31 protein-coding genes, 1 tRNA gene and 1 pseudogene are annotated in these 20,364 nt (G+C 61.0%); 9 read left to right on the plus strand and 24 right to left on the minus strand.

From position 1 onward, the window contains the following. Positions 1-2 precede the first annotated feature (2 nt). The 8 genes from fdxH to GHT07_RS12200 all read left to right on the plus strand — a co-directional run bounded on the left by fdxH (position 3) and on the right by GHT07_RS12200 (position 7,257). A complete protein-coding gene (gene fdxH, locus GHT07_RS12165; protein ID WP_153585342.1) occupies positions 3-941 on the plus strand; it encodes a formate dehydrogenase subunit beta in 939 nt (312 codons plus the stop codon). A gap of 11 nt (positions 942-952) precedes the next feature. Then, positions 953-1,573, plus strand: coding sequence for a formate dehydrogenase subunit gamma (locus GHT07_RS12170; protein WP_153585343.1), 621 nt, complete (start codon positions 953-955; stop codon positions 1,571-1,573). Between the two features lie 19 nt (positions 1,574-1,592). Beyond that, a complete protein-coding gene (fdhE, locus tag GHT07_RS12175; protein ID WP_153585344.1) occupies positions 1,593-2,627 on the plus strand; it encodes a formate dehydrogenase accessory protein FdhE in 1,035 nt (344 codons plus the stop codon). Further along, positions 2,627-4,075, plus strand: a complete 1,449-nt coding sequence (selA, locus tag GHT07_RS12180; protein ID WP_153585345.1) for an L-seryl-tRNA(Sec) selenium transferase — start codon at positions 2,627-2,629, stop codon at positions 4,073-4,075. Before fdhE ends, selA begins: the two co-directional genes overlap by 1 nt. 7 nt (positions 4,076-4,082) lie before the next feature. Continuing rightward, positions 4,083-5,999, plus strand: a complete 1,917-nt coding sequence (gene selB, locus GHT07_RS12185; RefSeq protein ID WP_153585346.1) for a selenocysteine-specific translation elongation factor — start codon at positions 4,083-4,085, stop codon at positions 5,997-5,999. Positions 6,000-6,006: 7 nt separating this feature from the next. Further along, positions 6,007-6,102 (plus strand) — tRNA-Sec (locus GHT07_RS12190). Positions 6,103-6,178: 76 nt separating this feature from the next. Beyond that, the gene (locus GHT07_RS12195) at positions 6,179-6,931 is read left to right on the plus strand and encodes an AzlC family ABC transporter permease (RefSeq protein WP_323740907.1); all 753 of its coding nucleotides are present in this window, start codon (positions 6,179-6,181) and stop codon (positions 6,929-6,931) included. After that, positions 6,928-7,257, plus strand: a complete 330-nt coding sequence (locus tag GHT07_RS12200) for an AzlD domain-containing protein (protein WP_194792922.1) — start codon at positions 6,928-6,930, stop codon at positions 7,255-7,257. Before GHT07_RS12195 ends, GHT07_RS12200 begins: the two co-directional genes overlap by 4 nt. A gap of 45 nt (positions 7,258-7,302) precedes the next feature. On the opposite strand, the gene GHT07_RS12205 is transcribed toward GHT07_RS12200, so the two are convergent. The 18 genes from GHT07_RS12205 to GHT07_RS12290 all read right to left on the minus strand — a co-directional run bounded on the left by GHT07_RS12205 (position 7,303) and on the right by GHT07_RS12290 (position 16,078). Then, positions 7,303-7,830 carry a GNAT family N-acetyltransferase gene (locus GHT07_RS12205; protein WP_153585348.1) on the minus strand — a complete coding sequence of 176 codons (528 nt, stop codon included), beginning with the start codon at positions 7,828-7,830 and terminating at the stop codon, positions 7,303-7,305. 183 nt (positions 7,831-8,013) lie between these two features. Next, complete coding sequence (locus GHT07_RS12210) at positions 8,014-8,355, minus strand: YciI family protein (protein WP_194792918.1); 342 nt, start codon at positions 8,353-8,355, stop codon at positions 8,014-8,016. Between the two features lie 19 nt (positions 8,356-8,374). Continuing rightward, entirely contained in the window at positions 8,375-8,767 is a 393-nt protein-coding gene (locus tag GHT07_RS12215) for a VOC family protein (protein ID WP_153585349.1), read from the minus strand. A gap of 79 nt (positions 8,768-8,846) precedes the next feature. Continuing rightward, on the minus strand, positions 8,847-9,749 hold the full coding sequence (locus tag GHT07_RS12220; protein WP_153585350.1) for a dienelactone hydrolase family protein: 903 nt from the start codon (positions 9,747-9,749) through the stop codon (positions 8,847-8,849). A 128-nt stretch (positions 9,750-9,877) separates the two neighbouring features. Beyond that, a complete protein-coding gene (locus tag GHT07_RS12225) occupies positions 9,878-10,207 on the minus strand; it encodes a GNAT family N-acetyltransferase (RefSeq protein ID WP_153585351.1) in 330 nt (109 codons plus the stop codon). Continuing rightward, positions 10,204-10,413, minus strand: a complete 210-nt coding sequence (locus GHT07_RS21490; RefSeq protein WP_228488314.1) for a hypothetical protein — start codon at positions 10,411-10,413, stop codon at positions 10,204-10,206. The genes GHT07_RS12225 and GHT07_RS21490 overlap by 4 nt, the downstream gene beginning before the upstream one ends. 377 nt (positions 10,414-10,790) lie before the next feature. Then, positions 10,791-11,015: an addiction module protein gene (locus GHT07_RS12235; protein ID WP_153585352.1), complete on the minus strand. Its 225-nt coding sequence runs from the start codon at positions 11,013-11,015 to the stop codon at positions 10,791-10,793. Next, entirely contained in the window at positions 11,012-11,638 is a 627-nt protein-coding gene (locus GHT07_RS12240; protein ID WP_153585401.1) for a DUF2306 domain-containing protein, read from the minus strand. The genes GHT07_RS12235 and GHT07_RS12240 overlap by 4 nt, the downstream gene beginning before the upstream one ends. Positions 11,639-11,652: 14 nt before the next feature. Next, entirely contained in the window at positions 11,653-12,333 is a 681-nt protein-coding gene (locus GHT07_RS12245) for an SDR family NAD(P)-dependent oxidoreductase (protein WP_153585353.1), read from the minus strand. 18 nt (positions 12,334-12,351) lie between these two features. Next, positions 12,352-12,807, minus strand: coding sequence for a GNAT family N-acetyltransferase (locus GHT07_RS12250; protein ID WP_153585354.1), 456 nt, complete (start codon positions 12,805-12,807; stop codon positions 12,352-12,354). Continuing rightward, positions 12,807-13,379, minus strand: a complete 573-nt coding sequence (locus GHT07_RS12255) for a GNAT family N-acetyltransferase (protein WP_194792919.1) — start codon at positions 13,377-13,379, stop codon at positions 12,807-12,809. The genes GHT07_RS12250 and GHT07_RS12255 overlap by 1 nt, the downstream gene beginning before the upstream one ends. A gap of 41 nt (positions 13,380-13,420) precedes the next feature. Beyond that, positions 13,421-13,828, minus strand: coding sequence for a type II toxin-antitoxin system VapC family toxin (gene vapC, locus GHT07_RS12260; RefSeq protein ID WP_194792920.1), 408 nt, complete (start codon positions 13,826-13,828; stop codon positions 13,421-13,423). Further along, positions 13,825-14,025 (minus strand): type II toxin-antitoxin system VapB family antitoxin, encoded by a 201-nt coding sequence (locus tag GHT07_RS12265; RefSeq protein ID WP_153585357.1) that lies wholly within the window; start codon positions 14,023-14,025, stop codon positions 13,825-13,827. The genes vapC and GHT07_RS12265 overlap by 4 nt, the downstream gene beginning before the upstream one ends. Positions 14,026-14,237: 212 nt before the next feature. Further along, the gene (locus GHT07_RS12270; protein WP_153585358.1) at positions 14,238-14,561 is read right to left on the minus strand and encodes a hypothetical protein; all 324 of its coding nucleotides are present in this window, start codon (positions 14,559-14,561) and stop codon (positions 14,238-14,240) included. A 41-nt stretch (positions 14,562-14,602) separates the two neighbouring features. Beyond that, positions 14,603-14,779 (minus strand): hypothetical protein, encoded by a 177-nt coding sequence (locus GHT07_RS12275; RefSeq protein ID WP_153585359.1) that lies wholly within the window; start codon positions 14,777-14,779, stop codon positions 14,603-14,605. A 130-nt stretch (positions 14,780-14,909) separates the two neighbouring features. Then, a complete protein-coding gene (locus tag GHT07_RS12280; RefSeq protein ID WP_153585360.1) occupies positions 14,910-15,119 on the minus strand; it encodes a BrnA antitoxin family protein in 210 nt (69 codons plus the stop codon). Positions 15,120-15,127: 8 nt separating this feature from the next. Next, positions 15,128-15,409, minus strand: coding sequence for a BrnT family toxin (locus tag GHT07_RS12285; RefSeq protein WP_153585361.1), 282 nt, complete (start codon positions 15,407-15,409; stop codon positions 15,128-15,130). A 216-nt stretch (positions 15,410-15,625) separates the two neighbouring features. Then, positions 15,626-16,078: an NUDIX hydrolase gene (locus tag GHT07_RS12290; RefSeq protein ID WP_153585362.1), complete on the minus strand. Its 453-nt coding sequence runs from the start codon at positions 16,076-16,078 to the stop codon at positions 15,626-15,628. Positions 16,079-16,477: 399 nt separating this feature from the next. Here GHT07_RS12290 and GHT07_RS12295 point away from each other — a divergent pair, with 399 nt between their 5' ends. Beyond that, on the plus strand, positions 16,478-16,684 hold the full coding sequence (locus GHT07_RS12295; RefSeq protein ID WP_153585363.1) for a hypothetical protein: 207 nt from the start codon (positions 16,478-16,480) through the stop codon (positions 16,682-16,684). A gap of 601 nt (positions 16,685-17,285) precedes the next feature. Here GHT07_RS12295 and GHT07_RS12300 read toward each other — a convergent pair. The 6 genes and pseudogenes from GHT07_RS12300 to GHT07_RS21495 all read right to left on the minus strand — a co-directional run. Further along, complete coding sequence (locus GHT07_RS12300; protein WP_153585364.1) at positions 17,286-17,630, minus strand: hypothetical protein; 345 nt, start codon at positions 17,628-17,630, stop codon at positions 17,286-17,288. Between the two features lie 94 nt (positions 17,631-17,724). Beyond that, positions 17,725-17,895, minus strand: a complete 171-nt coding sequence (locus tag GHT07_RS12305; RefSeq protein WP_153585365.1) for a hypothetical protein — start codon at positions 17,893-17,895, stop codon at positions 17,725-17,727. A 31-nt stretch (positions 17,896-17,926) separates the two neighbouring features. After that, positions 17,927-18,367, minus strand: a complete 441-nt coding sequence (locus GHT07_RS12310) for a hypothetical protein (RefSeq protein WP_153585366.1) — start codon at positions 18,365-18,367, stop codon at positions 17,927-17,929. A 116-nt stretch (positions 18,368-18,483) separates the two neighbouring features. Then, entirely contained in the window at positions 18,484-18,996 is a 513-nt protein-coding gene (locus tag GHT07_RS12315; RefSeq protein ID WP_153585367.1) for a DUF2059 domain-containing protein, read from the minus strand. Between the two features lie 117 nt (positions 18,997-19,113). Then, positions 19,114-19,971: an IS3 family transposase gene (locus GHT07_RS12320; RefSeq protein ID WP_323740910.1), complete on the minus strand. Its 858-nt coding sequence runs from the start codon at positions 19,969-19,971 to the stop codon at positions 19,114-19,116. Beyond that, positions 19,935-20,225 (minus strand): annotated as a pseudogene (locus GHT07_RS21495) (transposase); the annotation flags it as partial. The pseudogene GHT07_RS21495 and the gene GHT07_RS12320, both read right to left, overlap by 37 nt. Positions 20,226-20,364 lie beyond the last annotated feature (139 nt).

Consider the following 20,364-nt stretch of genomic DNA (forward strand, 5'->3'; position numbering starts at 1 on the left):
ACATGTCTTCATTGCAATCCCTCGATATCGTCGCCCGCTCGGCGACCACGACGCCATCGCCGCATGCGCGCAGCCACACGCCGGAAGTCGCGAAGCTCATCGATGTGTCCAGCTGCATCGGCTGCAAGGCATGCCAGGTGGCCTGCATGCAGTGGAACGACCTGCGCGATGAGGTGGGCACCAACCACGGCACTTACGACAACCCGGTTGACCTCACGCCGCAATCCTGGACGGTGATGAAGTTCTCCGAAGTGGTGATGCCGTCGAAGGAGCAGGGCAACCACCTCGAATGGCTGATCCGCAAAGACGGCTGCATGCACTGCGCCGACCCCGGCTGCCTGAAAGCGTGCCCGGCGCCCGGCGCGATCGTGCAGTACAGCAACGGCATCGTCGACTTCATCAGCGAGAACTGCATTGGCTGCGGCAACTGCGTGACGGGCTGCCCCTTCGATGTGCCTCGCATCTCGAAGGTGGACAACAAAGCGTACAAGTGCTCGCTGTGCTCTGACCGTGTGGGTGTGGGCCTTGAGCCTGCGTGCGCCAAGGCCTGCCCGACCGGCGCCATTCACTTCGGCTCCAAGGAAGACATGCTGGAGTTCGGCGCGGGCCGCGTGAGCGAGTTGAAGACGCGCGGCTTTGACAACGCTGGTGTGTACGACCCCAAGGGTGTGGGCGGCACGCACGTGATGTATGTGCTGCAGCACGCAGACCAGCCCGAGATCTACGCGGGCCTGCCCGCCAACCCGAGCATCAGCCCGCTGGTGTCGCTGTGGAAGGGCATTGCCAAGCCGCTGGCCGTGGCCGCGATGATCGGCGCTGCGGTCGCTGGCTTCTTCCACTACGTGAAGGTCGGGCCGATTGAAGAGAGCCCCGACGACGACGCGCATCCGCATGCCGACGGCGATGTGGCCGTTGAAATCGATGAACCCCGTGCAGGTTAAGGAGAGCAGACATGGAACGACTCATCCAGCGCTACCCTGACCGCACACGCATGAACCACTGGCTGGTGGCCATGCTTTTCGTCTGCGCGGCCCTTTCAGGCTTCGCGTTCTTCCACCCGGCGTTCTACTTCTTCACCGCGCTGTTCGGCGGCGGGGCGTGGACGCGCATCCTGCATCCGTTCATCGGCGTGTTCATGATGCTGTGCTTCGTCGGCATGTTCGTGCAGGTGTGGCGCGACAACGTCTGGCGCGACGGCGACGGCGAGTGGGTGCGGCGTTCTGGCACGCTGCTGCGCGGCGACGAAGACGGCATGCCTGCCGTCGGCAAGTACAACGGCGGGCAGAAGGCGATCTTCTGGCTCTTCACGCTGTGCCTCGTCGTGTTGCTGGTCACGGGCTTCACGTTCTGGCAGCCGTGGTTTGCCGACGCGTTCCCGATCACGGTGCGGCGCATTGGTGTGCTGCTGCATGCCGTGGCAGCGTTCATCCTGGTGCTGGGCGCCATCGTGCACATTTACGCGGCCATCTGGGTCAAGGGCTCTATCCGCGCGATGACGCGCGGCTACGTGAGCGCAGCCTGGGCGCGGCGCCATCATTTGCTGTGGTACCGTGAAGTGACAGGCGACAAATGACACGCACCGCAGGAGTTCGATGAGTTCCATACAGGCCAGGCCACTGCTCAGTCCTGAAGAGATCGCAGTCCGCGCGGGCCAGGAGGCTCAGTTCTTCCGGCTGCCAGTGCGCGGCGAGGTTTTTGCTGAACGAGATATCCGCCTGCGCCAGGGCGCAGCCGGCAACTCGATGCGCGACTACCTGCTGTTGATGGCCGATGTCGTCCGCGCGCAGCACGACGTGCTGCAGACTTACCCCACCGTGAAACTGCCAAGCGCAGCAGATATCGACGCTGCGTCCCGCGCCGGCATGCCGCTGCTGCCGGTGGAGCACTGGCCGCGCGACCCGGCGTGGCGCGAAGGCTTCACGCGCATTCTTGACGCCGTGCTCGCGCGCCTGCCGGCGGGCCCTGCGCGCGACAGCGTTGCTTCCTTGCGTGCTGCCGACGTGGACGTGATCGAGCGGCAGGCAGACCGGCTGTCGCAGAACATCACCTTCGGGCTGGACTTTGCCGCGGCGCCCTTCATAGGCGCTGCATTGCAGGCGTACTGGACGCACATGGTCATTGCCACCCAAGAGCTGCATGGCAAAGGCCCGATAGCGCCCTTCGGCCGCATTGACGACGCCACGCGCTGCCCCTGCTGCGGCGGCCTGCCGGTGGCCAGCGTCTCGCGCATTGACCCGGGGCAGGGCGGCCTGCGTTACCTGCAGTGCTCGATGTGTTCGACGCAGTGGCACATGGTGCGAATCAAGTGCACGCATTGCCAGAGCACGAAGGGCATCCACTACCAGTCGCTGCAACTGGCAGCTGCCGAGGCACCCGCTGCCGCAACTGCAGTCGTAGAAGCTGAGACATGCGATGAATGCGGCAGCTATTTGAAGATCGTGCGCATGGAGCGTGACCCGCATGTGGAAGCGATGGCCGATGACTTGGCCACGGTGACGCTCGACCTGCTGGTGAGCGAAGCTGGCTACCAGCGGCACGGCGCGAACTACATGCTGCTCTTTGGCGACCCGGAGTCGCCACCTGACACACCCGGCTCACAGGGAGACGGCGCAGGCGGAGGCGGTTGATGGCGCTGACCCGAGAGTCCGTGGTTCACGGCTCGAAGGCCAGGCCCCAGGATCTGCCTTCGGTTGACAAGCTGCTGCGGCTGGCCGCAGTACAGACACTGCTTGATGCGCATGGCCATACGCTGGTCACTGACGAGGCGCGCGCGTTGCTCGATGGCCTGCGCGCCCGTGCGGTCGCGGGCGACTTGCCCTCGGAGTCGCTCGAAGCCGATTCGCTCACTGCAAGCCTGTGCGCGCAAGTCGAAGCACGCGTGGCGCCGCGCCTGCGCTGCGTGGTCAACCTCACTGGCACGGTCATTCACACGAACATGGGGCGATCAGTGTTGCCACAAGCGGCCATCGACCATGTCGCGCGAATGATGTCGGGGCCGAACAATCTTGAATACGACATTGCTGCGGGCGGGCGGGGTGATCGTGATTCGATCGTCGAAGGGCTGCTATGCGAGATCACGGGCGCGCAAGCGGCAACGGTGGTGAACAACAACGCAGCCGCTGTGCTGCTCACGCTCGCGGCCCTTTCGCATGAACGCGAGGCCATCGTGTCGCGCGGCGAGCTGGTGGAGATCGGTGGTGCTTTCCGCATGCCGGATGTGATGGCGAGTGCGGGCGCCATCATGGTGGAAGTCGGCACGACGAATCGCACTCATTTGGTTGACTACGCGCGTGCCATCGGCCCGAACACCGGCCTGCTGTTGAAGGTGCACACGAGCAACTACGCGGTGCAGGGGTTTACGTCGGCTGTGCCTGAATCAGAGCTCGCGCAACTGAGTCGCGAACGCGGCGTGCCACTGGCAACGGACCTGGGCAGCGGCTCGCTCATTGACATGGCGAAGTACGGCCTGCCGAAAGAGCCGACGCCGCAGGAGATGCTGGCCGCCGGCTGCGGCGTCGTCACGTTCTCGGGCGACAAGCTGCTCGGCGGCCCGCAGGCCGGGCTGATCGTGGGCGACAGGGAGCTGGTCGGCAAGATCCGCAAGTTCCCGATGAAGCGGGCGCTGCGTTTGTCGAAGCTGCCGCTGGCCGCGCTGGAAGCAACGCTGATGCTGTACCTGCAGCCTGAACTGCTCACGCGCGAGTTGCCGACGCTGCGTTGGCTCACGCGTTCGGAACGTGAAGTGAATGCGATGGCGCAGCAGTTGCTGGAGCCGCTTCGCGCAGCCGTCTCGCCGCGATTCGAAGTGAGCGTGGTGGCGCTGTCGAGCCAGATCGGGTCGGGGTCGCTGCCTGTGGAGCGGCTGCCCTCGGCGGGGCTTTCCATCACGCCAGTGCTGAGCGGCAAGCGTGGCGTGGGCACGGCGCTCGATGCATTGGCGCAGGCGCTGCGCGGTCTGCCCGTGCCGGTGATCGGCCGCATTGCAGATGACTGCCTGCTTCTCGATGTGCGCTGCCTCGACGATGCAACGCAAGTGCTGCAGCAACTAGGCGCGCTGCGCGAAGCGCTGGCCTGATCGCACCATGATCGTCGGCACGGCGGGGCATATCGATCACGGCAAGACAGCGCTGGTGCGTGCGCTCACCGGCATTGACGCTGACCGCCTGCCCGAAGAAAAGCGGCGCGGCATCACCATCGAGCTGGGCTATGCGTCGATGCCGGTTGCGGGCAGCGAAAGCATCTCCTTCGTTGACGTGCCCGGCCACGAGAAGCTGGTGCGCACGATGGTCGCTGGCGCCAGCGGCATTGACTACGCGCTGCTGCTCGTTGCGGCGGACGATGGCGTGATGCCGCAAACGCGCGAGCACCTCACGATTCTTTCGTTGCTGGGTGTGCGCCGTGGCGCGGCCGTGGTGACGAAGATCGATCGTGTTGATGAGGCGGTTGCAGCGCAGCGCGAAGCCGAAGTGCGCGCGCTGATCGCCAAAGAAGGCCTCGTCGACTGGCCCGTGTTGCGCGTCGCGGCGCTGCGTGGCGATGGCGTTGAACAGCTGCGTGAGTTGCTGGTGGCCGAATCTGCGAATGCAACGAGGCCCGCAGATACGCACGCAGCCTTTCGCATGCCGCTCGACCGCGTGTTCACGCTCTCAGGCGTCGGCACCGTGGTGGCTGGCAGCATCGCGGCTGGCTCGGTGTGCATCGGCGCGCAGCTGTGCCTGGCGCAGGCGCCGCAACACGTGCTGCGCGTGCGCGGCTTGCAGGTGCATGGCGCCGCGCTTGAAGAGGCTGGCGCGGGCCAGCGATGTGCTGTAAGCCTGGCGAGCCTCGGGCGCGAAGAAGTCGAGCGCGGGCAGGTGTTGTGCGACCCTGCCATTGCGCAGCAGAGTGATCGCATCGACGTCTGGCTGCGCGTGGCGGCCATTGAGGAAGCGCCGCTGCGCTCCGGTGCACTCGTGCACTTGCACATTGGCACGCAGGAGGTGATGGCGAGTGTCGCGGTGCTCGGGCAGCCAGCACTCGCACCGGGCGAGGAGGGCGCGGCACAACTGGTGCTGCGGCAGGCCATCTGCGCATGGCAGCACGATCGCTTTGTGCTGCGCGATGCGTCGGCAGCGCGCACTGTTGGCGGCGGGCTGGTGCTCGATGCGCATCCGCCTGTGCGCTACCGGCAAACACCGCAGCGGCTGGCGCTGCTGGCAACGCAGCGCGCGCCCGACGCCATGGCGCGGCTTGCAGGCGCATTGGCGCATTCGCCGCTGGGCGTGAATGCCGCGCAGTGGCTTCGCGATGCAGGGCTGGTTTCATGGCCTGTGGAGCTTGCGTCGTTGCACGATCCTGTTATCACGAAAGACAGCGAATGGATCATTGGCCGCCCGGCTATGGAGGCAGCGCAGCAAACACTGCTTGCAGCACTGGCGGACTTTCACGAGCGCTCGCCGCAGGAAGTTGGCCTGGAGCTGCGCCGTGCGCGCCGGCAAGCTGCACCGCGCATGGAAGACGCGCTGTGGCTGTCGCTCGTCGACAACCTGCGCGAGTCAGGCCAGGTTGGCTTGCGCGGCAGCTTCCTCCACCTGCCCGCGCACGGCGAGCAACTGCGCGCGGCTGATCGCGTTGTTGCAGAGCGTGCGATGCCCTTGCTGATCGAAGGCAGGTTCGACCCGCCGTGGGTGCGCGACGTGGCTGCCAGCATCAACCTGCCCGAAGAGCAGGTGCGACAGGTGCTGGGCCGGCTTGCAAAAACCGGCGAGATCTTTGCCATCGTGAAGGACTTGTACTACCCACCGCGCACCGTGCTTGAACTGGCGCAGATCGCGCGCACGCTGGGCAAGAATGACGCGAGCATTACAGCCGCCGCTTTTCGCGATGCAACCGGCTTGGGCCGCAAGCGTGCGATACAGATACTCGAATTTTTCGACCGCGTTGGCATGACGCGCCGTGTGGGCGATGATCATTTATTGCGGCCGGGCACGCAGCTGTTTGCGCAGGAGGAAAGCGTGTGAAGAACATGGAAGGAAATCGCTCCCGGTGGGGCGGCTGGGCTTCAAACCCAGTGGGTGGCGCCATGCGTTGCCGGGTGGGTTCGACTCCCGCTTCCTTCCGCCATTGGGTGCGTTGACGACGCAGCACCGCCGGGCAGCAGCGCGGTCTCAGGAGACAATCACTTCTTTCAGGGGGGTGTGTGTCTCTGGTCAACCGTATTGCCTTGGTCCGCGATGAGGCGCTCGCGCTGTCGCGCAGGCCGCTCTTTCGCGAAGGAGTGCGCGACACGCTGCCGATGGCCATCGGCATCGCCGCATGGGGCCTTGTCGCCGGTGTTGCCATGGCCAAGAGCGACATGGGCATGGGCCTGGCCATCTTCATGTCCGTCATCGTTTACGCGGGGTCTGCACAGATCGCGGCACTGCCGCTGATAGCGGCCGGCGCGCCCGTGTGGGTGATATGGGCCACCACGCTGTGCGTGAGCCTGCGCTTCATGGCGTTCAGCTTTCACTACCGGCCGTACTTCGCCCACCTCTCGCGGCCACGCCGCCTGGCACTGAGCTTCCTGATGGGCGACACGAACTTCGCGCTGTTCGTTCGCAGGTTCGCCCAGCCGCAGCCGGGGCAAAAGCATGAGGACTACTTCATGGGCAGCGCGCTGATCACGTTTGGTATCTGGCAGATCGCCATCACCGCTGGCATCGTGGCGGGGCACGGAATACCTGCGTCATGGGGCCTGGGCTTTGCGGGCACGATGGCATTGCTGGCGTTGACCTGCACGCAGCTGCGCAATGCGTCGACGTGGGCGGCTGCATCCGTGGCGGCATGCGCGGCAGTGGCGGCGTTTGCGTTGCCGCTCAAGTTGAACATCGTGGTTGCCATTTGCGCGGCAGTGGCAGTCGGTATCGTGGCCGACCACGCCAAGGCCGCACGCAAAGGTGTTGCGCCGTGAGCGGGCTCGAAATTTTCCTCACCACGCTTGGCATGGCCGCCATTACCTTCTTCAGCCGTTCTTCGTTTCTGCTGAGCAAAGAAGAAGTGCCCATGCCACGCTGGCTGCGCGAAGGCCTGCGCTATGCACCCACAGCGGCGCTTGCGGCGGTGGTGGCGCCCGAGCTGGTGATGACACAAGGCCACTTGATCGACACCCTGAAAGACGCACGCGTCTTTGGCGCGCTGGCGGGCCTTGTGTTTTATGCGTGGAGGCGAAGCCTGTTCGGCACGATCGTGTGCGGAACAGGCGTGATGCTGGCGCTGCGGTTTGGGCTGGGCTGGTAGGGCGGTGCGACCCCTTGCTGATGCGATCGCGCGATAGCGCTGGCCCTAAAGCTGGCGCTCCATGAAGCGCCAGCGTGAGTGGAATTCGGCTGGTGTTTCAGCGTCCTCATAGGGCGGACGATCGACAAAGCCATTGCTTTCATACACACGGTGCGCCGCCTGCATGAAAGGCCCCGTATCCAGGCGAGCCATCTCATGGCCAAACGCTTTGGCATCGGCCAGCAGGCGTCTGAGCATCAGGTCTCCCAGGTTCATGCCGCGAAACGCGGGGCGGATGTAGATACGCTTGACTTCGGCGATACCGCCGCCGAGCGAACGCATGCCGCCCATGCCCGCGAGGGTGCCGCCCACGGTGACCAGGTAAAAGACGCCTTTGGGTGGCGCGTTGCCGCACACCTTGTCGATGACCGTGGGCACGTATTCGCTTGCAGACATGCCGATGATCTGCTCCGAGGTCACGCCGAAGAACTTTTCGATCTCAACGAAGACCCATGACAGGTATTCGACATTGAGCTCGATCAGCTCGCTGCGATGCATACCCAGGTCGGCGGCGATGAATTCGGGTTGGGGCATAGGTCTGTCGAAGGCTGTCGTCGGTGGTTGGAATTTCAGTTTCGTGTTATCGAGCCTGAAAGGGCGGTATTTGCTGCCCACTGCTCACGCGTGATCTTGTAGAGGCAATGGCGCTCGAGCTCGAAGCGATCACGGTCATCCCGCGTCCATTGGCTGAGGGCGAGGCGCTCTGTTTGGTATCGGTCAACTCTCAGGGTCATACCCGAACTCACGCACCTCCTGCGAGCAGCGGCAGGCCCTGGCGATCTTTGCGGCCCATTCAATGGCGGCGTCTTGCGAAGGGAGCTCCAGCACGCAAAAGCCGCCGTTCAATTCCTGCGTCTGCGGATAGGTTTGGTGGCTGACTGCACCGTCGGCTGCAACCATCAGCGGCGGCGCGGCATCGTTGATGCCGCCTGCGAATACATAGACGCCGGCAAGCTTCGCCTCGCGGATGACAGTGCGCGCTGCTTCGCCGACTTCGGCAAAGTCTTCTTGCGGCACGTTCATGGCCGCCCCGGGAAAAGAGATCAGGTATTTCGTCATGTTGCAAACGATAAAACAGCTATTGGGCCTGCTTGAATTGAACGATGTTGCCTTCGGGGTCCCACCCGTCAAGCACTGCATGGCCGCGGAAGTGCCAGGCAGCCGCTAGTGGCTTGAGATAGCCGCCGGTTGCTTCAACCGCAGTGCGAACCTGCGCCAGATCCGCGACCACAAAAGTCGGTTTGAACGGCGTGTCGTCCCTGGGCAAAGGCGGCTTCGCAATTGTGATGGTCGCTGCGTATTTGCGGGGAATCGTGTGGACGACTACCTCGTACCCATGGCCGTGCAGCAGGTCGTGTGAGGTGTCCGATTCGACAACCTCAAGGCCCAGAGTTTGCTGATAGAACGCGCTGACGCGCTTCTTGTTCTTGGCGAATACGACCAGACCTTGTTGTGGTTGGAGCCGGGGCACGATGGACTTCCTTGCGTCTGCGTTCAGATGGAGGCGGTGCAAAAAGGGGCGGTGCCGCCAACACCAGGGGTAAGAACAGTCAGCGCGCCTGCGCCGACACGAACTCAATGAGTTCCGCAATGCTCTTTTGCGTGAGTGCAGCATCGGCAACATTGCGGTTCATGCAGCCGCGGCCTTTGCAAGCCAGCTTTTCAAAGAAGCTTGCACTCGGTTGGTCCCAGCCGTGGGTCGCGTCCGGGTACAGGGTCACGGACATGACTTTGCGCTGCGGCTCAGGAACAAGGGAGACGAGTTCATCGCAAACCTTCGGGTCGCGATCGTCGTAGTCGTCTTTGCCGCCTGCAAAGATTCGAACCGGTGCTCCGGTCCACCGCACCATAAAGTCCGCAGGCAAGTCGGCAGTGGCCCGGGCGGCCTTGGCAAACGCTGCATAGCCGTAACAGAGTGGGTAGAACGGCGCGTGGGCGGCAAAGCGGGTGCCGGTGCCCCGCCCAAACCGTTCATAGGCCCATGAGGTTGCTGAAGTCAAAGCAAGAATGCCACCGAAAGAAAATCCTGCGACAGAAATGCGCTCGGGATTGATGTTCTGCTGCGGCCCCAGGAATCGCATCGCGTCGTAGAGATTTTGTAAGTAGCCCATTCGAGTTGGCGCGCGCTCGGCTTCGTTTTTGAACAGACGCAGTTCGAGCGTTGCGAAACCAGCCTGGTTGAGCGCCTTTGCGTACTGGCTGGTGACCGGAACTTCCCAGCCACCGCCCGCGTGAATGAGGATGACTGCGGGATTGGGCTTGTCGGTCTTTGCGCCCACGGGCTGCGCAAAGACGCCTTCCACAAAAGGTTGGCCGTTGACGGGGGCCGACGTCGGAATTCGCAGGATGTCTTGGGCAGCGGCTGCGGAACACGCAATAAACGAGAGCGCTGCAAGCGCGTTTGCGAGGATGCGTTTCGTTTTTGCTCGCGCAGCGAATGTAGTGATGTGCACTGAAAACTCCTGAACAGACGAACGAGGCGTTTTGATGAGGTGTGACGCAAATGGTGAGGCAAATTCCGGTATGCGGCAATGGGGCCGACAAGGGCAGGGGTCAGGTCACATGCCGGGCGCGTGCGCCTTCAACACTCGCTACCGATGCCCTGGCGCCCGTGCATGCTGGCAAATTCGTAAGCGACAAGTGACTCACCAGACTCCATGACCGTGGCTTGAACGTAGCCAGCCACTTCCTGATTCGAAAGCCTCACGATCCAGTTAAGCCACTTTTCGTCACCGTCGGGCGAGACGCGTGACTCCCGCAGCCTGTACCCAGCGGCCAGCCGCTCGACGGACGGCGGCGGGACTCGTTCGAACTCGTAGATCGCCGGGTCGCACAGCACAGCAAACATCTCTTCGGCATGAGCTTCGACTTGCGGTTCAAGCGTGCAGCGGGTGGTGTGGATGGTATTCATGCGGCCTGAAGTGGCTTGGCATGGGTGAGCTTTAACGGCTTGGACATATTGGCTCTGCGCGCAAACGCCGTTAGCTCCTGGTAGTTCAGAGCGGTATCGGTGGGATATCTGACCACATGCACCGGCCCTTTCCAGGCGGCGATGAAAGGAGCAAAGAGATCACCGGTGCCGTCCATGCCGGGAAGAAGCACCAGAGTGGTCTTCATGCGCGAGAGCGCCTGAAACGACTTCCGGCGTGCACCGTTCGCCATGAGGCAGTTACCTGCAAATGGGTGCCCGTATTCCTTGAACCGTCAGAGCCGGCCGAGCCAATAGCCGGGGCGGCGGCGATGCGGTGCGACCACAAGAACTTAAATGCCTGAGGCCGAATGGCGGTAGAGGATGTTGAACGGAAATCCTGGGACCCGATAACGCCGAATGCCAGGCGGCAATTCGACTGGGAAACGTTCTGGATTTGTGCACACCTTGACCATTGCTGCGTCAAAGGCAGCAAGGTAGCGCTTGCCGAGTCCACGAAGCTGCGCCTCATAGTAGGCCACGTGCTCAAGGTGTTCAACCCGTGCAGCCTCGGCGAAAAAATAACTCACTTCAACAGGGCTTGAGCCTCGCGGCGCACGACGTCTGCAGCAACTCGCTTCGTCAAACCACGATCCAGTTCTTCCGCGCGGCGGGCCGCTTCCCGCAACCAAAGCTGCTCAACTTCACCTTCGGACAGTGCGTCAAGGCTCGATAAGAGCTGCTCTGCCAATGCCGCGCGTTGTTCGACAGGAAGCGACAGCGCCTCGCGACGGATTGTTTCGACTTTCATGTGGGAAATGGTAGCACTGCCTGCTGGCGCGCGGTGCTCCTGATGATCCACTCCGCCACCACCAAGTTGGGCACCCAGCAGACCCATGCGATGAGCGCATACGCCTGCTCGAACGGCAGCTGGAATATGAAAACCGGCGGCAGGTAAAGCCGCAGCGTGACCGCCGCGAACGTGAGCGCAAAGTTGCGGATCATCCAGCGCCTGTGGGCGTTGAAATCACGCGCTCTTGCCGCTACGTAGGCCATCGCGCCCGTGTAGAGCCAGCCCAAGGCCAGCGTGGCAAAACCCGATTTGGCGAGCAAGCCACCAAACGCGTAGTAGCTCATATAGAGGCCCGCTATGCCGCCCACCAGAACGGCAACACCGAGATAGATGCGCCCCATCCAGCGATGCAGCGCAGGCCGCCGCGCTCGCAGGCGGGTGTTGAACTGGAAAGGGCCGAGCACAAGCGCCAACGCCGAAGCAAGAATGTGCGTGGTGATGCCGACTGGGTGGGCCTGGAAGTTCGCCAGCATGTCCGGGTGCACACGCGCACCGCTGGGGCCAAGGCCATACACGGCAACGCCATAGCCTGCTACGGCAAAGCAAAGGAAGAATGCTGCGGCAAGACCAAATCGGCGCATATCAAACATCGCTTTCAGCGCGTTGCCCAGCCGCCGGACAACGGGAATACCTGGCCCACAAAGCAGCTCGCTGCGTCGCTGCAGAGATACGCCGCGAACAGGGCGTCTTCACGCGCTGCCACCAGGCGGCCCAGCGGAACCTCACGAGCCAGGCGCTCCTGAAACCTGGGGTTGGCCTGAACCGTTGGCGGAAAGTAAGTTGGGTTATCGACGAAGTTCTGCGCGATGGCGTTGACCTGGATGTTTTGCGGCGCCAGCTCAACGCCCACCGCCTGCACGTAGGCAAGCTGCGCACCGCGAGCAGCGCTGTAAGTCGATGCACGCTTCATGCCGCGCAACGCCGATGCACTTCCGATGGCCAGCACGCGCCCACCGCCGCGTTGCTTGAACACGGGAACGACAGCCTTGATCAGACGCGGCAGAGGATCGACAAGTGCAGCGAAAACATCGCGCCACTCGGCATCGCCCACTTCCGTAGCCGGTGTGCTGGGCGCGAGTATGGAGAGATTGGCCACCAGGACGTCGATGGCGCCGGCATCGGCAATGACCTTTTCTGCTGCACCAACTTCAGTGAGCGCCGCTTCGCTTCGGACAACGTCAGCGCCTTGCTCTGCAAACACGTCACAGAACGCCGGCCCCATGAATTCGCTGGCCTGCGTGACGAGGATGCGTTTGCCCGTGAGTACGTTTTGCATGTGTTGAATGGTAAGAGGTTAACGCTCAACATCAGTTGGAAGCGTGATCTCCATCCAGCGCATCCCGCGCTCAATTTTCCAGTCGGTCCAACCGCGATGCCGATAGAACCCGTAGGCGCGAAGCGTTGGATCGATATCGGTGGTGAGCCAAGCTCTGGTGCGGCCTGATTGGGCCAGCCAGCTCTCAGCGTGTTGCATCAGTTGCCCGCCGATGCCGCGGCCTTCGTACTCGGGCAGCAAGGCGATCACGAGTAGTTCGCCTGCGTCCTTCTCGGCCATACAGAAGCCAACCACCTCGCCGGCGGGCGTTTGCCACAGCCACCCGCACGTCGAGCCTTCGAGCCATGTTGCGACACTCTCTGGCGTGATGCCCAGGGCGCGAAGCTCATCGAGCGTCAGGGCGTTCTCGCGCGTGCGCGGCCTGACGTGGAATAGAGCCGGAATATCGGCAGGTGTGATGGGGCGAATGCTCATCAGAGCGCCCGCCGGACCCAGACGCTGCCGTCCGTGTCTTCACGATGCACCGTGAACCCAGCGGCTTGATACATCGTGAGCGGGCCAAAGTGATTCTCGGCTGCAGACGTTGAAGACTTGCGCGGGTTGGCTTCGACAACCCGCAGCCCTTGGCCGCAAAGCCCTGCGCATGCTGCCTCCAGCAACTGCCGCGCAACGCCCCGGCCCCTGAAGCTCGGCTCCACGAGAAAGCAGAGGATGGTGCCGACGTGCTCGCCATCTGGCACGGGCTCGCTGTCAAGCGCGTGGAGCAGCTTGCGAGGCGCTGCGTTGCACCAGCCCACTGGTGTGCCGTTGCTGTAGGCCAGATAGCCTTGCATCAGGTTGGCCTGCACCCTTTCGCAAGCAAGCGCGCGGTTCTGGGGCGCTGTGCGCTCGGCCCATTTGATTTGCGAGTGGTCTTCATAAAAGCACTGGCAATAGCACGACGACCACTTCGGGTTGTCTGAAAAAGCAGTGCCGTCGAAGAAGCGAAGGAAGTCCGGCAGCAACTGCGGGGAAAGAGCCTGAACGGTGACGGTGGCTGGATTCATGGGCTGGTGAGTTGCGAGAAACGAGGCGTGATCGGGAGTGTTCACGCACCACCCCACAGCCTGAAGGGGATGTGCCGGGCCGCGTGAGCAAAGTCTTTGTCTGTGGACAGCAGCGTCAAGTCGTAACGACCGCATAGCTGGACAAGCAGCGCGTCGATAGTGCCGATGTGCACACCGCCTCTTCGGCAGGCGTTTCGAACCTCAGCAGCCGCGACATGATCTTGCCTGTCGGGTTGAATCAATGGCAACGCGCCGAATCGGTCAAGGATCGCTTCGGATGCCTTGGCGCCACTGAATCCCTGCAACAGTTCCTGGAGCACCAGGCCTGTCGTGACGACAGAATCAGCGCCATCGAGAGCTTCGCGCAGGGCAATGACTTCTTTGGATTCAACCGGACCATCGCGCCGCAATGCCAAAGACCAGACGCTGGTATCGACCAGAAGCGTCATGACCTCGAACGCTCCGCCTTGTAGTCGTAGGACGGGTCCCATTCCAGCTTGCCAAACAGCTCTGCGACACGCCTTTGCTCGCGCCTGGCAATGAATTCTTTCAGGGCCAGCGTGACCGCTGCGCGCTTGGTTGGCTCACCGCTGACGGCGACGACGCGGTCGAGCAAGGCAGGATCGAGAGCGAGATTGGTTGCCATGTGGGACTCCTTGTGTGGCAGTCTACACATCGCAGAGTGGGGGTTTAAGCGGCTGCTAAAGGCTGGGTGGCTTGGGCGAGGGTGGTTGGCCGTCGATGCGCGCAAGCGCTGAATTCAGACAAGCCCAATCTGGCGCACTGCCGGACCAAATGGCAACCGCCTGAACGTTCGGACATGGAGTGCGACCTTTCGATAGGTCAGTGTCGCTGGACTCACTCGGGTGACGCAAGACGCCGGATTTGTGAGAGCTTCACTTCCGACAGTCCGAACAATTGATCCTCTCGAATGCGGCCGTCGCGAAGCAATCGCGCGAAGATGAAAATGAGTTGGGAATACCGATAGTCGTACTGCCAATCAATCTCCTTGCGCCGCTGCCGCAGGTGCTCCTCAATGGCCCACAGGTCATCCGGTTCAGTCGCGGCCGCTGCCCGAACCTTGAAGTCGGCGATGAGCTCTGCGAGTTCTGCGGCTAACGCCACCTCAAAGGCCTGGCGCGCGACGCGCTTCTCTTTGTCGGACCACTTCAAGTCGTTCATGTCTGGGGATGGATTTATCTTGGTTGGTTCAGCGTGTCAAATTAAGGCACCCCCCGCGCTGCCTTCGCAAGGACCGCATTCGAGGCGAACAGCGCCTGCGTAGCGATCTTGGGGTTGGCGTAGTCAAGCGGCTTATACGGAGTTTCAGCGAGGCAAAGCGCCAGTTCCATGAATGACCACTCCGGACTCATGTCGAGCCCAACTTGCAGTTGAAACATCAGGTCATTTAAATAGCGCGACTGAGAACGTTTGCGTATCAATCTCCAGGCAAGGCCGATGGAGGTCAGCGGGCGCCGAAGCCATCCGTTTGGACCGACCTGTTCACCCACCTATGAGCAACCTCACCGATCACTTCCAGTTCAAATTGAGTTTTCTGTGCGAGGTGGCGCAATCACGCAGGTACAAGTTGATCAAGCTCTGATACGGAATTCCGACCTCTTCTGAAATTGACTTGAAGTAGTCGATGGACTCACCATCGAGGCGGATGGTGATCTGCTTTTTCAACTGCGATGCATAGGGATTCTTCCTCGCACCTGTGAAGTCGTATTCTTTGCGCATAGTGCACCTTATGGGTAGAGCCGAGATTCCCCGGCGGTCGCCTTCCGAGCGGAAATAATTCGAATGACATTCCCTTCTGAGCGGTAGCAGTGACACACCACAAGCATGCGCAGCACGCCACTCAGACCGAGAAGGACGAAGCGATCTTCTTCATCGGAGTGATCCGGGTCGTCAATTAGTTTTGCGCGCTCATCAGAAAAAACCGACTTGGCCTCGTCGAAGCCCACACCGTGTTTTTTCGCATTTGCCGCCGCTTTCCTTGGATCCCACTCGAACTTGAGGTCACTCATGGCCAAGTATAACTACGATGTAGTTTTTCGACAAAGGCGGCCTGTGCGGACGCCCATGTGGTAGTCGTGGCTATGCGGCAGACCAAGCACAGATCTGAACTGGGTGGGTAGCTGAAGTTCGCGCTACATGAGAGTTAACGTGAGCAAACCTGGCGACCGCGGCAAGGTGCGAGCGTAGCGAGTGGACGATTGTGGGCCGCCGTGTTGACCGACATGCTAAACCGCAGTCCCCGCCTCCTTGGTGGCTAGTAGATCGATGAGCCCATGAGGAAACAGCGGCAGTTCCGGACCAAACGATTCAAGCGTGCGCCACTCGGCGCGAAACGGCTGCCCGTCACTCTCCACACCGGTGATGAAGGCACGGTCGTAAAGAGAGCTGTCTGCGAGTTGGCCGTCATACACGCGCACGAGCTCGTGACCAGGCTTGCCCAAGTACGTGAAGATATTTTCGAGCGTGCCGAGGTATCTGAGATTGGTGACCTCGGCCCCAATCTCCTCGCGAATCTCGCGGACGACGGCCTGCTCACCAGTTTCGCCAAATTCAATTCCGCCGCCGAGCGGTCGACAGAAACTCAAGCCTTTGACAGGATCGTGTGCACCGTTCACGAGGATTTTTCCGTCGTGGGTGAAGAGGCAGATGGCGAGTGCGCGGATTGTGGGGGAAGGCATTGGTGTTGAGGCTCAACGCTTACGTGTCGGTGCACAGGTGAAGAGTCACTGCCGCCCTTCCTCGCTTTGCAAAACTTCGGGAGACTGCACTTCCGCGTCCGACAAGATTCCGGCGCACCAGATACGCAACGGCCAAGGGACCTCCGAATAGTCCCGCGAGGGTGATGGCGCCAAGTCCATCAATGAGCGGTCTATCGACGGCGAGATCGGGAACCGGGGCGATCGGCGGCGCGATTGGATTGGGCTCAGTCATGGGGTAGTGACCAGCCAGGCATCAGCGCTTGCACGATACGTTCACCTTCGCTGCGTTCAAACTGCTGACTACGCAGGAGGCGACACCGCAATTGAAGGCCAGTGAGTTGGGGGACAACCAACGCACTGCTTTCAAAGCGGAGGTCGTTGTCGACCGGCAAGTTAAGTTGCATTGGGCAGGAGCAACTGAGTAAGAACGGATACTACGAATCCGAGGCCCACTGCCAGCAAGAGGAACACGCCAGTGAGTTGCGCACCACCAACGCGACCGAGAGCCGTACCGTCAGCTCGCACGCCACGCTTCGCGAAGAAAAGACTGCCAATGCACAACTGGAGCACGACGCCAAGAACTAACAATGCGGTTGGGGGCGATGCGAGGCCAACTGCTAAGCGGACAAACGTAAAGGCAAATGCCAGAACGAGCAGGATTCCCGCGTACAAGAAACTATGCCGCCACGACACACGGCTTCGGCGCAGTAGAAGTGCGGCCAGCTTCACAAAGCACGCCAGCAGCGGGACAGCGAACAAAAGTGGCAAGAAAGCGGCGATTGAACTCATGCAATTTGCTGTAAGGCATCCGTCTTGTTTGATCTGTCAGGACGCTGTATCAAGTCCGTCATGACTGACTTTTTATGCCTCTGTTTTCTGAACTTCATCTGCGGTGCTCTCGCTTTCCTCAGGTTCGCGATAGTGGTACCACGACTCATGGGGAGACCATTGCCAACAAGCCATGCATTGTGTACTTGGCCACTTAACACCACAGCCCGGACAAACCCCGCGCGTCCAAAAGGTGTTCCATGAAGTGCCGCAGCTCGGCACGCAGTCCCATCGATCTTCAGGCCGGGGGCGGTCCTCGCATTTCGGACAAAAGATTTCAGCTTTATCCATTCCACCTCCTTACCCTAGCGCTCGCGGCTACGCGGGAAAAAGCTTGACCACCAAGCGTGGCCAACAGTTAAAGGCAAGTGCCGACTGTTGAAACCTCATTATTCACGGTCGTGCCGCTCGCGGTGAGGTTGACTTTGAGAATGATTGACCAATCGGAGCAGACATAACTGCTCAACCCGTTTTCAGGGATTCGTTCGACTATCGCGTACAGTTGTCGCTGTTTTTCCAAGTCTGAGAAGACGATTCCATTCCTGGATCCCCAGGCTCTCGCTTCTTCGACCGAGCGACCTGCAGGGATCTCGGTGTCAGCTTTGGACTTCCATTCCGTGGCCCGGCGCTTCATGAGGCTGTGGTCTGGGTTGCAACCCGTCATTGTGAGGGCCGCAGCGAGAGCGACGAGGGTGGTCTTCATGACGCCTGACGCCGGACTTGACCGGTGACCGAGGAGCGACCGCACGAAGTGCACTCAAGCACTCGAGCACGCGTGTCGATCGGCCAGTTACCGCTCATTCCCATTTGCGCTTCTTCACCTGGCCATCGCTTTGCTTGTGAAGGGCTTCGATCTCCTCCGAAAAGTCCGCACCGTCTTGCTTGCCCTCGAAGAAGCGGGGCGCGACGATGGCGAGAGCGGCAACACTGGCGACAGCCATTGCCACCGTGAAGCCAATGTCAGACACGCCACCGCCGAGCATTCGGGCTGCAACGACCTCACGGAAAGAGTCTGAGTGAATTTCCGTCGAAGTGAAGATGGGTAATGACCCAGCCATTCTTCTGCTTGAAGAAGACTATGTTCCAAACCATCGGAGCATTCTCGTGGAAGACTACAAACTGCTGCCTCAGAACTCGCGTTCCCACGGTGTCCTGGCGAATGTACTCATACCCAGTAGGTAAGCCGAACTCGCGGAGAAGTTTCTCCTGAGCGCCTGCCACTTGAGCTTTGAAGACCTCGAAGTCAGACCCTTGGATCACCGAAAGTGGTTTGAACTCGGCGAGCGCACCATTGATGTTCGAAGCCGCCATGCTCGCTACGATGCCCTCAGCTGCTCGCTTGGTTTGCTCCGGAGTTTCCAGAAACTTGGTCTGCGCCGCCGCGAAGTGACTGAACGACGCGAGCGCAAGTGCGGCAAGGAAGGAGGGGAAGTGCTTCATAGTGATCGGTGCCTGTTGGGAGGTTTAACGTGCGTGTGACCGGCGACCAAGGAGCGGACGCCGCGAAGCGGCGGAACGACTTTGAGCGTCCGCGGTGACTGCCTTGTTAGCCGTTTTCACTTTGCGAGGGCGGTCTTCAAGTCAGTCATCAACTGCGAGATGGATGCGTTCAGGCGCTCTTGCCCTTGAGCGCTCATTGTCTTGCTGAATCCAGTCATGGCGGTTTGAGACGCGAAAACATCCTTCTTTCCGACCGGAGACTGATAGTAGGCGAGGATTTGATCGAGTTCAGACTCCGTGAGGTCCTTGCCATAAAATTGCGACCAAGTGTCGACCAATTCCCTGGCGGAAAACATGGCGGCGCATCGCTCCAAATAGCGCTGAAAAACTTGCTCCAACCTTGGGTCCGTCTGACCTCTAGGGGCGCCAGTCTCAGCTAGCATCTTCTGAACGATGTTCTTTCCAATATCGCTGGCGGATGCTTTGCCCTGGTCAAGTTGTTGCTGAAACATTTGAGTGAGGCCCTGGGCTTCAACAATCTTCGCGATTGTTTCTCTGCGAGTTGCTTCGTCGGCGACTGCAGCTCCCCAAAAGAGTACCCCAATGACAAACGCGGATAGTGCTCTCATTCATTCTCCCCAATTGAAACAGTAGATGGCGGGAACAACGGCTAACGTAAGAATGACCAAGTCACAAACACTGGCAGCGAAGCCGCTTCCTGCTGTTGTGGGGGAACTTGATCCGGTTTAGTTGACACTGGTTTTTCCCTGTGCATAACTCTCGTAAGCCGCAGGCGGAAGGTATTGCAGCGATGAATGTAGCCGACGCTCGTTGTAGAAGCGAATGTAGCTGGCTAGCGTGTTGCGCAACTGCTGCTCTTTGTTGAACTTCTTGCCATACAACTCCTCGCCCTTCATCGAGTGGAAGAACGACTCCATGTGCGCGTTGTCGTTCATCTTGCCCGGTCGGTTCATGCTTTGCACCATGCCAAATTGGCGAAGCTGTTCCCGGAACTCGAAGTTCGCGAACTCGATTCCCCGGTCGCTGTGGAACACCACGCCTGGCCTAACGCTGCGGCTTGTGGCCGATCGTCGAAGAGCCTGCTTGGTCAACGCTGCATCTCGCCGCGCGCCCAGGCTCCAGCCCACGATCTTGCGCGAGTGCTTGTCCATGACGGCTGCCATGTAGCGCCACTGGCCGGCAACCTTCAGGTACGTCACGTCTCCAACCCACACCTGGTCATGGCGCTGCGTTGACGCGGATTCTGGAAGGTAAGGCATGCCCGCAAAGAACGCGCGCTTGAGCACCTTCGAATGGCGATACAGACGTGCACTGCGCCCCTGAAGGCCCGCCTCTCGCATGAGCCTGGCCACGCGCCTCTTGCCCACAGCGTGGCCATCCAGCCTGAGCTGCCCCGCCACGCGCGGACTGCCGTAGAAGCCGCGGCTGTCGGCGTGGATCTGCCGCACACGAGCCATCAGCGCTTGATCGTCCCGCCGCCTTTGACAGGGCTGGCGCTTGCACCAAGCATAGAAGCCAGAGCGAGTGACGCTGTGCAGCTCGCACATCATTTGGACCGGGAAGGCGTTCCGGTTTGCCTCGATGAAGGCGAAGACTTCACCTTTCGTTCGGAGGCAAACCGGATAGCTTTTTTTAGGATGTCGTGCTCCATCTGCAGGCGCTTGAACTGCTGCTCCACTTCTCGAAGCCGGCGCAGTTCCGCCGCCTCCTGTGGCTGCAGCGGCGGCAGATCGCCGCACAGTTCGCCATCACGCACCTGCTTGCGCCAGCGCGAGAGCATGAAAGGATGTATGCAGAGCGACTCCGCAACATCCTTGATCAGTACCCCAGGCTGGTCACTGAGTTGAACTGAACCGCCCCGGTATTTGAGGAGGCTCTTTCATTTGAGAAGATTGAGCCATTATGAGGAAGTCAAAGTTTTCACCCGAGGTGCAGGATCGTGCAGTACGCATGGTCTTCGACGCCAAGGACCAATA

The sequence above is a fragment of the Caenimonas koreensis DSM 17982 genome, assembly GCF_009646335.1.
GTDB lineage: Bacteria > Pseudomonadota > Gammaproteobacteria > Burkholderiales > Burkholderiaceae_C > Ramlibacter > Ramlibacter koreensis.